Below are 13,215 nucleotides of genomic sequence, written 5' to 3' on the forward strand. Positions count from 1 at the left end.
GTCGGCCTCTCGAAGAACTTCGTTCTTCTCATGCTCCTGCTCGAAGACGCTTCCGCGTCTTCTTAAGCTCCGGACGTTGTCCGTCGCACCCTTCGACCAGTCGCACTCCCCAATGGCGATGTCCATCACGGTCCACTGCACGGGGAGAACCTGGGGAAGAACCGTACACGGCTTTCTGTGGATATCCTCACGCACTGCCCCCGCCCCTTGGGGCGGGGGAGGAGGCCGAAGGCGCGGGGTGGGCTATCGATAGAGCCTTACGCGATAGAGACAGGGGAGGGGGATGCTCCCCCTCCCCGTCAGCCCCACCCCTCTACGGCGATATTCGGTGGAAAGCCGTGAACGGGGATGTGTGGTCGAAGGAAGGGTCAATGTCGATTAACTGTTCGAAGTGCGGTATGCCCCTGTAAAGCGAACTGGCATTGCGTTGACAGACGCACGCCACTCTCACATCCCCGTCCTCGTAACGTGCGGGCAGGGGGAGCGTGGTTTTAATCTCTCCCCCGGTCAAACGGTACAGACAGGACTGTTGATATAATGCGTTCGGATCAGATTCGGCAGGGCCGTCTTGCCGGCGAGCGGTCGGGCGATCTCGAGCACTTTCTTGCATCGATGGACGCCGACCGCTGGATTGCAAGGGCGGACCTCCTCGTGGATATGGCGCACCTCCTCGGGCTCTCGCGGCAGGGGATCATCGACGAGGCCCCGGCACGTGCGCTGATGGCGGCGCTCCTCGATCTCTACGACCACGGACTCCCGGAGGAGGCGTTCGACGAGCGGTTCGAGGACGTCCACGCGGGCAAGGAGGCCTACCTCATCGACCGGGTGGGCGAGGACTTCGGCGGCCGCCTCCACATGGGCCGGTCCCGCAACGATGAAGTCGCGACCTGCATCAGGATTCGGTTAAAAGAGGAGATCCTCGCGCTCGTTCGGTCGCTCGCCGATCTCCGGGCGACCCTGCTCGACGTCGCCGCCGGCCATACGGAGACGGTGATGCCGGGCTTCACCCACCTCCAGCACGCCCAGCCCACGACGCTGGCCCACTACCTCCTCGCCTACGAGCAGGCCTTCTCCCGCGATACGGCCCGGCTGCGGGAGGCGTATGCCCGGGTGGACGCCTCGCCGCTCGGTTCGGCGGCGTTCGCCTCGACCGGCTTTCCCCTCGACCGCGCCTACACCGCGACCCTCCTCGGCTTCTCCCGACCGGCGGGAAATAGCATGGACGCGGTCGCAGCACGGGACTTCGCCATCGAGGTGCTCTCTGACGCCTCCATCTGCATGGCGACGGCGAGCCGGCTCTGCGAGGAGCTCGTCCTCTGGAGCACGGCGTTCGTCGGGTTCGTCCGGCTCGACGACGCCTACTGCTCCTCCTCCTCGATCATGCCCCAGAAGAAGAACCCGGACGTAGCGGAGATCATGCGGGCGAAGGCCGGATCGGTCGCAGGCTCGCTTACCGCGGCGATCACGATCACGAAGGGCCTTCCCATGAGTTACAACCGCGACCTCCAGGAACTGACGGTGCACCTCTGGCGCGGCGTGGAGGCCGCGAGACAGAGCATCCCGCTTCTTTCCGGGATGTTCGGGTCTGCTACGTTCGATACGGAACGGATGGCCGCCGAGGCGGGGAGAGGGTTCTCCACCGCGACGGAACTCGCCGACGTCCTCGTCCGGGATTACGGGCTCCCCTTCCGCACCGCCCACCGGATCGTCGGGCGGGCGGTCAGGCACGGGTCGCTCGACCTCGCAACACTCGATGCCGCCGCCCGCGAAGCGGCCGACCTCTCGGTCATGGAACTGGGGCTGACCCGGGAGAAGATCGACGCCGTCCTCGACCCCCGGCACGCGGTTTCGGTCAGGAGCATCGTCGGCGGTCCGGCGCCCGTGGCGGTTGCCATTCAGATCGACGAGCAGAAAGAACTCCTTGCCCGCGACGCGGCCTGGGCCGAGGAGACGGATTCAGCACTATCGAGCGCATTCGAAGACCTTATCCTTGAAGCACGGAGGTTTGCAGCATAATGGAGAGACTCGAGACCGGTGACCTGGTGCGGTACGTAAACGGCGGAACCGCGCTCACCGGCACCTACATTGCCGAACGGGACGGTATGGCCGTCGTCAAACTGGAGAGCGGCTACAACATCGGGACGTCGCTTGAGAAGATCGAGTTCGTCGAGCGCCCGGCCCGGCAGCCGGCGGCAGGCGCGGGTGTCGTCGTCCAGGACCCCGACCTCCCGGAACTCGCCATCATCTCCACCGGCGGGACGATCGCGAGCAGGGTGGACTACCGGACCGGTGCGGTGATGAGCCAGTTCTCGGCAAGCGATATCCTGCGGGCGATCCCGGAACTCGGGGATATCGCCCGCTACCGCGACCGCCAGATCGCAAGCATTCTCTCCGAGAACATGCAGCCGGCGCTCTGGCGGGAACTCGCCCGGGCGATTTACGACGAGATCCGGGCCGGCGTTGCCGGGGTGATCGTCACCCACGGCACCGACACGATGGCCTACTCGGCCGCGGCGGTCAGGTTCATGCTTAAAACCCCGGTGCCGGTCGTCTTCGTCGGGTCGCAGCGGTCCGCCGACCGCCCGAGTTCCGACAACGCCATGAACGCCCTCTGCAGCGCCGCCGTCGCCGCCGGCGATCTCGGCGAGGTGGTGGTGGTGATGCACGCGACGACGAACGACGACCGTTGCGCCGTCCACCGGGCGACGAGAGTCCGCAAAATGCACACCTCCCGGCGTGACGCCTTCCAGAGCACAGGCATGGAGCCGCTCGGCTACGTCGACTATCCCTCGCTCTCCGTCACCCTTTCGGACGAGGCGGTCCGGCGGGGAACCGAAGAGCCCGAACTCCGCGATAACCTCGAGGAGCGCTGCGCCCTCGTCCACTTCTACCCCGGGATGCCTCCCGCGGTCCTCGACGCCTTCGAGGGCTATGCCGGCCTGGTCATATCGGGGACGGGGCTCGGGCACGTGGCGACCGATTGGATCCCGCGGCTCCGGGAGATGATCGAGGACGGGACGGCCGTCGTCATGACATCGCAGTGCCTGCACGGCCGGGTCTGCGACCGGGTCTACAACACGGGAAGGGACCTGCTATCCGCCGGCGTCATCGAGGGCGAGGATATGCTTCCCGAGGCGGCGCTCGTCAAATTGATGTGGGTGCTCGGGAACGAGCCGGACCCCGAACGGGCAAGGGTGCTGATGCAGACCGATCTTGCTGGCGAGATCCGGCGGAGGTCGATATGATGGATTACGAGAAACTCGGCCTCAAGGCCGGTATTGAGATTCACCAGCAGCTCGACACCGCCGAGAAGCTCTTCTGCCGGTGCCCGACCACCCTCAGGGATGCCTCCGAGCGAACCGGTGAGTTTCACCGCTACCTCCGGGCGACGGAGAGCGAGCTCGGGGAGATCGACCGGGCGGCGCGCGAGGAGATGAAACTCGTCCGGAAGTTCCGCTACTATACCTACGACACGGTCTGCCTGGTGGAGCACGACGAGGAGCCCCCGGCCCCGATGAACCCCGAGGCGCTCGAGATCTGCCTCACGATAGCAAAGATGCTTGAGATGACCCCGGTCGAGCAGGTGCACACGATGCGTAAGCTCGTCATCGACGGCTCGAACACCAGCGGGTTCCAGCGGACGGCGCTCGTCGCGCTCTCCGGCGCCCTTCCCGGCGGCTGCCGGGTCGAGACGATCTGCCTGGAGGAGGAGGCGGCGCAGCGGGTGGAGGACGAGACCTTCTCCCTCGACCGCCTGGGGATCCCGCTCATCGAGATCACCACCGCCCCCTGCATGCACACCCCCGAAGCCGTCCAGGAGGTCGCGGGGCATATCGGGATGGTGCTCCGCTCCACCGGCCGGGTGAAGCGCGGGCTCGGGACGATCCGCCAGGACATCAACGTCTCCATCGCCGACGGCGCCCGGGTGGAGATCAAGGGTGTTCAGGACCTCGATCTCATCGCCGAGGTGGTGCGCCGCGAGGCCGAGCGGCAGACGAATCTTCTCGCCATCCGGGACGAACTCCGTGAGAGGGGCGCCCGGGTCGATCACACCGTCGTCGACGTCACCGCCCTCTTTGCCGGGACTGCGTCCTCTATCCTGAAGAAGGCAAAGGCCATCCTCGCGGTCCGGCTCTGCGGGTTCGCGGGCCTCGTCGGGAGGGTGATCCAGCCCGGAAGGCGGCTCGGGAGCGAGATGTCGGACTACGCGAAGAAATGCGGCGTCGGCGGGATCTTCCATACCGACGAGCTCCCTGCCTACGGTGTCACGGCAGAAGAGGTGGCGCGCCTGCGTGAGTTCGTCGGCGCCGCGGAGGAAGACTGCGTCGCCATCGTGGCAGCAACCCGGCAGCGCGCCGGGTGTGCCGCCGAGCAGGTGATGATCCGCGCCGAGATGGCCATCTCCGGCGTTCCCGAGGAAACCCGGAAGATGCTCGAGGAAGGGAGCACGGCCTACATGCGTCCGCTCCCGGGAGCCGCCCGGATGTACCCCGAGACCGACGTCTTCGAGGTCGCGATCGGTGACGCCCTCTGGGAGAGCATCGCGGTTCCCGAACTCCTCACCGGCCGGGCGGAACGGTTTGTCCGGGAGTTCGGGCTCGACGAAGGGCTGGCGCGGCAGGTGGCGTTCTCCGAGCGATTGGCGCTCTTCGAGAAGGCGGTCTCCGCCGGAGTCCGCCCCACTCTTGCTGCGCGGACGCTGCTCGGCACCTGCCGGGAGCTCGCCCGCGACGGTGTCGACGTCGCCCGGGTGAGCGAGGAGGAGATCCTCGCCCTCCTCTCGGCCGTCGAGGCCGGGCGGGCGGCAAAGGAAGCGATCCCCGACCTTCTGGCCGAACTCGCGCGGACCGCCGGAGGCGCAGGGACTCCCGGAGAACGGGTGGACGCGGCCATCGAGACGATGGGGCCCGCCGTCTCGCAGGCGGACGTGGAGGAGATCGTGCGCCGTATCGTTGCCGAGCGCGAGGCGTTCGCCCGGGAGAAGGGTATGGGCGCGCTCGGCCCCCTGATGGGCGTCGTCATGCAGGAACTCCGCGGGAGCGTCGACGGGAAGGTCATCAGCGAGACCCTCCGGCGCGAGCTCCAGCGGTTACTCTCCTGACCCCCGGCCCGGGACCGTCCCGGCCGGGTTACTTTTATCACCGGATCGGTGCATAAATATAAAGGAGTTTTATCATGGGAAAGACAGGCAGTGTTCAGTGGGCCCAGGTCAAGGGCGTCAAGGGGCAGATTCGGCTCGTCCCTGCACGTGAAGGCGAAGTGAAGAAACCCGGCCCAAACCAGCGGTTCAAGCCTGCAGCGGCCATCCAGAAGCGGGCGAGCAGGGAAGGACAGGACCAGCGCCGCGGCCCCGCCCGTCGCGGCGGACGCGGCGGCCGGGGCAGGGGAGCAGGCGGCTCGACCATGGACGTGCGGGTACGCCGGGGCATACGCCGCGCGAAGGTTTCGGCTCTCGGGACCAAGCAGAAATCGAGATAAGCCGTCCCCCTCTTCTCCTTCAATACTTTTTATACTTGAGAGTTCCAGTATGTGGTATGGATCTCAAAACCGCCATCAGGACCTATCAGTTTGCCGAACGGGCGAAATCCGAGCTGATTGTGGGGTCGCAGCTGACGACAGCCCTGATCCAGTTTCCGCTCCAGGAGAAGCCCGGCGGGAAACGGATGCTTGTGATGGTGCTCGAGTCGATCCGCTCGGAACTCGAGTTCGCGTATGGCGATACGGAACTTTCCGAGTTTAAGAAGGCCATCGATCACCTCAACGAGGCGATCAGCCTGACAGAGAGCATGGAACTGGGTGCCGCGTCGGAGCGGATGAGCAGGGCCGTCAGCGCCTCCACGACCGCAGCCCAGGCCGCATGGGATACGCTCAAAGAGCATGAACTCCTCTGATTTCCTCCGTTTCCTGAGAGCACGGTCGTCGGTACGGGAATACTCCGGGGAGCCGCTTGAAGAAGAGGATATCGACTACATCCTCGCCTGCGCGAGTACGGCGCCGAGCGCCGGTAACCGCGAAGCCTGGGACGTCGTCGTCGTCACCGACGACGATATCAGGCTGGAACTCGCGTCGGCGGCCCTCGAGCAGGTGCACATCCGGGAGGCCCCGACGGTCTTCGTGGTCTGCGCGAACTACGTCCGGTCGATGTCGCACTACGGGGAGCGGGGGATCCTCTACGCGCTCGAGGACGCCACGATCGCCTGCACCTACATGATGCTTGCCGCCCACGCCCGCGGCCTCCACTCGTGCTGGACGGGGGCGTTCGAGGAAGATGAGGTTCGCGAGGTTCTTGGCCTCCCGCAGCACCTCCGTCCCGTCGCGCTTCTCGCGGTCGGGAAGGGGACGCCGCTGCTCGAGCCCATGGAGCGGATGCCCATCAAGGAGCACGTGCACCGCGAGATTTGGTAGGATTAACATTTTCGGAGAGAATATGCCGGATTATTTGGTTACGCTTGAATCAGCGTGGATAATTAAAGACGTCAAGTCTATGGACGACGCCGTGAGCATCGCGATCAGCGAGGCCGGCAAAAGGCTCAACCCCTCGGCGAAGTTCGTGGAGATCGAGGCGGGGATGATCGCCTGTCCCTTCTGCGAGGGGGAGTTGAACACCGCTCTCGTGGTCGCCGCCACCGCCCTCGTCGGGCTCGTGCTGCAGATGAAGGTCTTCCGTGCGGAGTCCGAAGAGCACGCGGCCAGGATAGCGAAGTCGGTCGTCGGGAAAGCGCTTCACGACGTGCCGCTGAAAGTCCAGGAAGTGCAGGAGTTATGATCTCAGTCGTCGGGCATACCGCCGTCGACCATCTCTTCCGGGTGCCGAAACTCCCCGGGCGGCACAACTCGACCTACATCACCGATCACGAGGTCTACTTCGGCGGCGGGGCGGCGAACATCGCGGCCGGGATTGCGATGCTCGGCGAGCGGTGCCGGCTGGTCTCTCTGGTCGGCGGCGACTTCCCGGGCAGCGACTACGATCGGTGGCTGCACAGCCTCGAGATCGTGCAGGACTTCACCCAGGTGAAGGATGCCCGGACCGCGACCGCGTACGTCTTCACCGACGACGACGGCGACCAGGAGACCTTCTTCGAGTGGGGCGCGTCGACCGCGTTCTCCCGCTCAGAGGCTCCCGCTCTCGATTTCGTCCACATGGCGACGGCCGACCCCGACTTCAACGTCCGGGTGGCCCAGAAGAGCAAATTCGCCTCTTTCGACCCGGGACAGGATCTCCTCCGCTACACGCGGGATCAACTCGAGATCATCCTCGCGAACGTCGATATCCTCTTCTCGAACAACCACGAGATGGACCGGATGTGCGATATGCTGGGGTTGGAGCGCTCCGCACTCGTCGCGTCGATCCCGATGACGGTCACGACCCGGGGGGCGGAGGGGAGCATCCTCTGCGTGGACGGCGAGGAGTACCACGTTCCGGCCGTCGCGGTCGAGGCCGTCGACCCCACCGGTGCCGGCGACGGCTACCGTGCCGGGTTCCTCACGGCGTTTTGGAGGGGCTACGCCCCGCTCGATTGTTGCCGCGTCGGCGCGGTGGTCTCGTCCTTCGTCGTCGAGCGGCCGGGCACCCAGACGAACCTCCCCGACTGGGAGCGGATGCTTGCGCGGTATCGGAAGGTCTTTGACGAGCCCGGCGAAATTATTGTCTGAATTATGGGAAATACAGCGCTGATGGCCGGCATTGTTATGCCGGCTGCCGTGTCCGGCCCGAGAGCACCCGGAGGGGCCTGATGGAGTCCGGCCCCGACGTGCGCGTCGAGCGGCTCACCCGGTACATCTTCTCCGCCCCGTCCTGGCCGCGGTCGCTTGGGATCATCGTGGTGCTCGGGCTCGCCATCGACATAGCCACCTACCGGCCCGGGACCGAGTTTTTCCTGGTCGGCACCCTCGGGTTTTCGGTTCCGGCACTGCTCGCCTTCCTGCTGACCGTGCCGCTGGTGGGTGTCTTCGGCCGGCACATCACCTGGAACCGGTCGGCTCTGCTCGCTCTGGCTTGCACGGTTCTTACGGTGATCCTGAGCCTTTCGCCGGTTCTCCTCTTTGGCCGTGGGCTCTTTCCGACGCTCTATGCGATCGCGCTCGGCCTGATCTTCGGCCTCCGGCTGCTGGTCCTCGTAGCCGTGGCCGACTACCGGATCAGCCGGATGGCTCTTCCCGCGTTTACCCAGAGCGCGGCTGCCATAGCGGTCGGAGCCTGGTTCTTCACCCCCGGATTCGTTCCCTACGCCCTTCTCCTCCAGGCGGTCTTCGGGCTGGTCTTCGTCTTCCTGATCTGGCTGATCGAGCGGCCGCTGAAGCGGGCGTTCCAGATCAGCGGGCTCAACTTCCTCAATACCTTCATCGCCCACCTGACCGACGGCTCGAAGAACATGGAGGACTTCTTCCGAGAGATCGGCGAGGAGGTCTATGTCCCCGAGGTTTCGCTCTTCTTCTCCCGGGACTCCGGAGAAGACGCCATCTTCACCGTCCCGAACGTCCACCCCGGCCCGATGGGCGACGTGGGCGGCGGAAACCTCCCCCGGATACTCCACGATGCGTTTCCCGAGGAGACGCTGGTCGCCCACGGCTGCGCCACCCACGATTTCAACCTGGTCTCGGAGAGCGAGATTGAAAAGATCGCCCGCGCCGTGGAGGCGTCCCGGGAGGGGCTCGCCTTCTCCGCAGTCGCGAGCCGTCCTGTCCGGGTCGAATCGGGCTCGGTCTCGATCCTCTGCCAGCGGTTCGGGGACGCCCTCCTGATGGTGAGCACCCGGTCGCCGGAGCGGACGGAGGATCTCGACTACTCGGTCGGGATGGCGATCATGGCCGAGGGCAGGTGTGCTTTCTCGCAGGTCGCGTTCGTGGACGCTCACAACTGCATGACCAGCGTGGGCTCCCCGGTCCTCCCGGCGACGCGGATCGCAACGGAGTACATCGCCGCCGCACGCGAAGGGTTCCGGGTCGCGCGGGACCTGCCTCTTGAGCCCCTCGCGATCGGGGTCTCCCACGTCCGGGTTCCGTTCACCCGCGAGCAGGGGTTCGGGTCGCTCGGGGTGCAGGCGCTGGTGACGGAGGTCGAGGGGAAGCGGGCGGCCTACGTCCTGATCGACGGGAACAACGTGGCCCGGGGTGTCCGGGAGCAGCTGCGGGCGGTGGTGCTCGACCATGCGGACGAGGGGGAGATCATGACGACCGACACGCACACGGTGAACACGATCAGCGGAAAGAACCCGGTCGGCTACGCGGTGCCGCCGGAGGAGATCGTCCCCTACATCGAGCAGGCGGTCAGGGAGGCGTTCGCCGACCTCTCGGGGGCCCGCGTGGGGGCGGCGACGGCCTCGTGCGAGGGGATCACGGTCTTCGGGTCGCAGCGGGTCTCGCAGCTCGCGAGCACCGTGAACGCGATGCTTGCGTTCATCGCCCCGCTGAGTTTCATGATTCTCGTGCTCGCGTTCCTGCTCTCGGTCTTTGCTTACATCATGCTGCAGTAGGATACCCGGCATCTTTTCTTTTGAGGCGCTCAATACTGGTTATATGGAGTACCGGTTTTCTTCCCGGATGGGGCGGGTTCCGGAGTCGTTCCTCAAGGAACTCTTCCGGGTCTCGGGCGCCCCCGGGGTGATATCGTTTGCCGGCGGCCTGCCGGGCTCGGCATACATCGATGTTACGGGGATCCGGGAGGCGGCCCGCGAGGTCTTTTCCGAAGAGGGGCGGACGGCGCTGCAGTACACGACGACGGACGGCTACCTGCCGCTCCGGGAGTTCATCGCCGATCGTTACCGGCGAAGACTCGGTCTCCCGGCGACTCCCGAGGAGATCCAGATCGTGAACGGTTCCCAGCAGTGCCTGGATCTGGTCGCGAAGATCTTCCTCGATCCCGGCGACGCCGTCGGGATGGAGCGACCGGGCTACCTCGGGGCGATCGAGGCCTTCTCCCTCTACGAGCCGGATTTTTATTCGGTTCCCCTGGAGGAGGACGGGCCGGATCTCGTGGCGTTCGAGTCGCTCATCCGGGATCGTGCGCCGAAGTTCTTTTACGGCATCCCGAACTCGCAGAACCCCTCGGGGAGAACCTACTCGGAAGGGAAGCGGCGGGCCGTCGCGGAGATCCTCGAGGGGACGGATACGATCTTTTACGAGGACGACGCTTTCGGGGAGCTCTTCTTCGACGGGAAGCCACGGCTGCCGGTGAAGCGCCACCTCCCGGAGCAGACGCTGATGTCGGGGTCGTTTTCGAAGATCGTCGCACCCGGGATGCGGATCGGCTGGATATACGCGCCGGCGCCGGTCCTCCGGCAGTTCAACGTCGCGAAGCAGGCGGCCGACCTCCACTCGAACTTCCTCTGCCAGGTGATCCTGCACCGCTACCTCGCGACCCACGATCTCGACGCCCACGTCGCCCGGGTCTCTGCGGTCTACGGCGAGCATTGCCGGCTGATGTGCGACCTCCTCGACGACCTGATGCCGCCGGGCACGACCCACACCAGCCCCGAGGGCGGGATGTTCATGACGGCGGCCCTGCCGGACGGCGTCTCGTCGATGGAGGTCTTCCGCGAGGGCGTGCACGAGGGCGTCGCGGTCCTTCCCGGGGTGCCGTTCTACGTCGACGGCGGCGGGGAGGATACGATCCGGCTGAACTTCTCGGCGGCGGGCGAGGAGGAGATCGCGGAGGGGATGCACCGGCTGGCGAGAGTGGTGCGGCGGCTGGCGTGAGGGCGGCTACCGGCGATTCGTCATGCTCCACGCCACGAGCCAGCACCCGATCATGACGAGCAGCCCGTGGGCGATCCGGACCGCCGGAGGCGTGAAGAACTGCGGGAGGAAGAGCGCGAAGCCGAGCGCGAGAGGAATGCCGCTCCACTGGGCGAAGATGCCCGAGCGCCGGATCGCGGCTGCGAAGAGGATGCTGCCTGCCGCAAGAGCGAGAAGTCCGGCCGCGAAGAGCCAGACGCCTTCCCCGAACCGGATCGCGTCCGTGAGCGTTACCAGAAGATCGACGCTGTTCTGCTGGAGTGTTTCCCGGCCCACGGCGGCGAGCGCAAACGTCTCGGCCCCGTAGTAGGGGAGGGTCAGCCCGACGCCGGCCCAGGTCAGGACGAGCGCCGCGAGAGCCCGGGGTTCGGCCCTTGTCTCGCGCAGGATGCCGTAGAGGCCGAGCAGCCCCAGCACGAGCAGGATGAACCCGACCATGGCGAGCGTGTGCGAGATGAGCCATGCGGGAGAGGCGAATGCCCCGGCGCCGGCAAGGGACGCTTCGTCGGTGTACGGCCGGATCGCTGGGTACGCGAAGAAGCAGACGCCTGCAACCGCGAGCGAGAGCGCCGCAAGGAGTGTTCTGGTCATCGGTTTGCCTCCGGGTCTGTATCGGACGGTCAATTATCCGGGCAGGCAGGGTCGGCCTGAGTCGGGACCCCGCTCCACCTGCACGAGCATCAGCACCGCGGGCTCGTCGCCCACCGTTCCCGAACGGTGGCCCCTGCGCCCCCGATGGTCAGGCCGGGTGTTCTGGTCGTTCCCGAACGAGAGTTCCCCCGGCCCCATCTCCACGCGGGTGCCGTCCATGGTCTCGACGAACCAGCGCCCCGAGAGCGGCACGATCCACTGCGGCTCCGGGAACTCGCGCCACTCGCCGACCCAGCCCGCGGGGAGGACGAGGACGACGACGCGGCGAGCCGGATCGGTGAGCCTGTCGATCCACGACGGCGCGGCACCGCTCGATATGCTCGCGAACGCGAAGTCGCTCATCCGGCAGCAGTCCTGGCGGCTCACGCCGTTTTTGTCGGTCCGGACGTGCCAGTAGGGCACTTCGGGACTGTCCGGGCCGCTATTCTGCGATTTACGATCTGCTTCCATTCTGCCCTCTGTTATTTCGGGATCTCTCTGAACGCATAACGATATCGTGCTCAGATTCGGGGCCGCCCTCAAATATCTTTTGGCACCTGCGTGCAAACCCGGGCGGCCGGATGCAGGACAGGCGCTGGCCGGGGAGTTCCGGCAGCTGCTTTGAAATAGTGCCGCGTTCGTGAAGGGTTGCCATGGAACCTGAGTCACGTCGAACGGCCGGCATACTCCTGGTCGTCCTGCCGGCCGTCATATACGGCGGCGTCAGCATCCTCTCGCTGCTGACGAGCGATCCCGCCTATATGGAGAACCCCTTGCGGGAGGCCCTCTGGCGGGCCGGGCACGGGCACGCGGGCGTCGTCCTCGTGCTCGCGCTCGTGGCGCTCCGGTACGTTGACGAGGCGAACCTTTCGGACGGGTGGAAACGGGTCGCACGGGAGGCGATCCCGTTCTCCGCGATCCTGCTGCCGCTCGGCTTCTTCCTCTCCGTCCTCGATCCGGGGGCGACGGAGCCGAATGCGCTGATCTACTCGTGTATGCCGGAGCGGTGCTCCTCGCCGTGGGGCTCCTGGTACTCGGGATCGGGCTTATCAGGACGCGTGTGGGGTAGGCGGCCGAACATCCGGGGGTTGCGGCGGGGAGGGGTTGCCGGACTCGGTTTTTTTCGAAGGCTCCCCCGGGCGTCGGACTTAATACCTGCGGTCGACAATAGGTACTGGTTCTCTTCGAGCGAGGGTAGCCAAGCCCGGCCAACGGCGCCGGACTTAAGATCCGGTCCCGAAGGGGTCCGTGGGTTCGAATCCCACCCCTCGCACTTCATTTCTCACGTCTACCGGTGCTGAAGACTTCCAGTGGGCATGTCCCGCGGGATCTGGTTTTTATTATTAGGTGCGCTGTGAGACTTTATTTGCCATCTTTTCAAAGACTATAGGGCGCTATTATCAGTATCAAGATCGAACCAAAAAAATGAGATCTTGCTGCTTGGGACCCGTTTCGATAAGGTATTACTTTGACACCCTCGAAAGGAGGGTTTTTTTCATACTCTCTGAATCGAGTGAGTATTCTTTAATCATGGATTGTATCCCCTCTGGGGATATGGTAGTGAATGGAACACCTGAAATGGACTTATAGAAATCCCTGATGTTATTTTTTAACAGTTCAAGTTTTTCTGGTTGGAGGGAGTAAAGTTGTTTGGTAGAAAATGCATCCTCCTTGAATTTATTTGATGGATGAATTATAATGGGAATATTCTCGAAATTTTCGTATTTCCCTTCAAACCATCCAATACTGGTATTCATTTGACCCGCTTCTGATTTTGAAATGCCCCTCTGTGCGGTAACTCCATTTTTGCATTCGATAATCCAGTAGTGAGTGTCATCAATTTGCCACAAA

Annotated in this window: 13 protein-coding genes and 1 tRNA gene; 11 read left to right on the plus strand and 3 right to left on the minus strand. The window is 64.9% G+C overall.

Annotation, left to right across the window (positions count from 1 at the left end; genetic code table 11):
• Positions 1 to 537: 537 nt before the first annotated feature.
• From argH to EI28_RS09725, 10 genes are all read left to right on the plus strand, one after another.
• Positions 538 to 2,016, plus strand: a complete 1,479-nt coding sequence (gene argH / locus EI28_RS09680; RefSeq protein WP_048114446.1) for an argininosuccinate lyase — start codon at positions 538 to 540, stop codon at positions 2,014 to 2,016.
• Positions 2,016 to 3,245 (plus strand): Glu-tRNA(Gln) amidotransferase subunit GatD, encoded by a 1,230-nt coding sequence (gene gatD, locus EI28_RS09685; protein ID WP_048114447.1) that lies wholly within the window; start codon positions 2,016 to 2,018, stop codon positions 3,243 to 3,245. Before argH ends, gatD begins: the two co-directional genes overlap by 1 nt.
• Positions 3,245 to 5,101: a Glu-tRNA(Gln) amidotransferase subunit GatE gene (gatE, locus tag EI28_RS09690; RefSeq protein ID WP_048114459.1), complete on the plus strand. Its 1,857-nt coding sequence runs from the start codon at positions 3,245 to 3,247 to the stop codon at positions 5,099 to 5,101. Before gatD ends, gatE begins: the two co-directional genes overlap by 1 nt.
• A gap of 74 nt (positions 5,102 to 5,175) precedes the next feature.
• Positions 5,176 to 5,478, plus strand: a complete 303-nt coding sequence (locus EI28_RS09695) for a DUF5350 domain-containing protein (RefSeq protein ID WP_048114448.1) — start codon at positions 5,176 to 5,178, stop codon at positions 5,476 to 5,478.
• 56 nt (positions 5,479 to 5,534) lie between these two features.
• Entirely contained in the window at positions 5,535 to 5,891 is a 357-nt protein-coding gene (locus EI28_RS09700; RefSeq protein WP_048114449.1) for a hypothetical protein, read from the plus strand.
• The gene (locus EI28_RS09705; protein WP_048114450.1) at positions 5,878 to 6,405 is read left to right on the plus strand and encodes a nitroreductase family protein; all 528 of its coding nucleotides are present in this window, start codon (positions 5,878 to 5,880) and stop codon (positions 6,403 to 6,405) included. The genes EI28_RS09700 and EI28_RS09705 overlap by 14 nt, the downstream gene beginning before the upstream one ends.
• Positions 6,406 to 6,427: 22 nt before the next feature.
• Positions 6,428 to 6,766 (plus strand): DUF555 domain-containing protein, encoded by a 339-nt coding sequence (locus EI28_RS09710; RefSeq protein ID WP_011843702.1) that lies wholly within the window; start codon positions 6,428 to 6,430, stop codon positions 6,764 to 6,766.
• A complete protein-coding gene (locus EI28_RS09715; protein WP_048114451.1) occupies positions 6,763 to 7,653 on the plus strand; it encodes a carbohydrate kinase family protein in 891 nt (296 codons plus the stop codon). Before EI28_RS09710 ends, EI28_RS09715 begins: the two co-directional genes overlap by 4 nt.
• 80 nt (positions 7,654 to 7,733) lie before the next feature.
• A complete protein-coding gene (locus tag EI28_RS09720) occupies positions 7,734 to 9,473 on the plus strand; it encodes a DUF2070 family protein (protein WP_048114453.1) in 1,740 nt (579 codons plus the stop codon).
• Positions 9,474 to 9,516: 43 nt separating this feature from the next.
• Positions 9,517 to 10,695 (plus strand): PLP-dependent aminotransferase family protein, encoded by a 1,179-nt coding sequence (locus EI28_RS09725; protein WP_048114455.1) that lies wholly within the window; start codon positions 9,517 to 9,519, stop codon positions 10,693 to 10,695.
• A gap of 6 nt (positions 10,696 to 10,701) precedes the next feature.
• Here the strand turns inward: EI28_RS09725 and EI28_RS09730 are convergent, their stop codons facing one another.
• Positions 10,702 to 11,325, minus strand: a complete 624-nt coding sequence (locus EI28_RS09730) for a hypothetical protein (protein ID WP_048114457.1) — start codon at positions 11,323 to 11,325, stop codon at positions 10,702 to 10,704.
• 33 nt (positions 11,326 to 11,358) lie between these two features.
• Positions 11,359 to 11,835, minus strand: coding sequence for a hypothetical protein (locus tag EI28_RS09735; RefSeq protein ID WP_048114458.1), 477 nt, complete (start codon positions 11,833 to 11,835; stop codon positions 11,359 to 11,361).
• Positions 11,836 to 12,552: 717 nt separating this feature from the next.
• On the opposite strand from EI28_RS09735, the gene EI28_RS09745 reads away from it, so the two are divergent.
• Positions 12,553 to 12,637, plus strand: a tRNA-Leu gene (locus EI28_RS09745).
• 190 nt (positions 12,638 to 12,827) lie between these two features.
• Here the strand turns inward: EI28_RS09745 and EI28_RS14430 are convergent.
• Positions 12,828 to 13,215: hypothetical protein (locus EI28_RS14430; protein ID WP_197018486.1), on the minus strand; the 388-nt coding region annotated here is incomplete at its 5' end.

It is taken from the genome of Methanoculleus sp. MH98A (assembly GCF_000691865.1).
Classification (GTDB): Archaea; Halobacteriota; Methanomicrobia; order Methanomicrobiales; family Methanoculleaceae; genus Methanoculleus.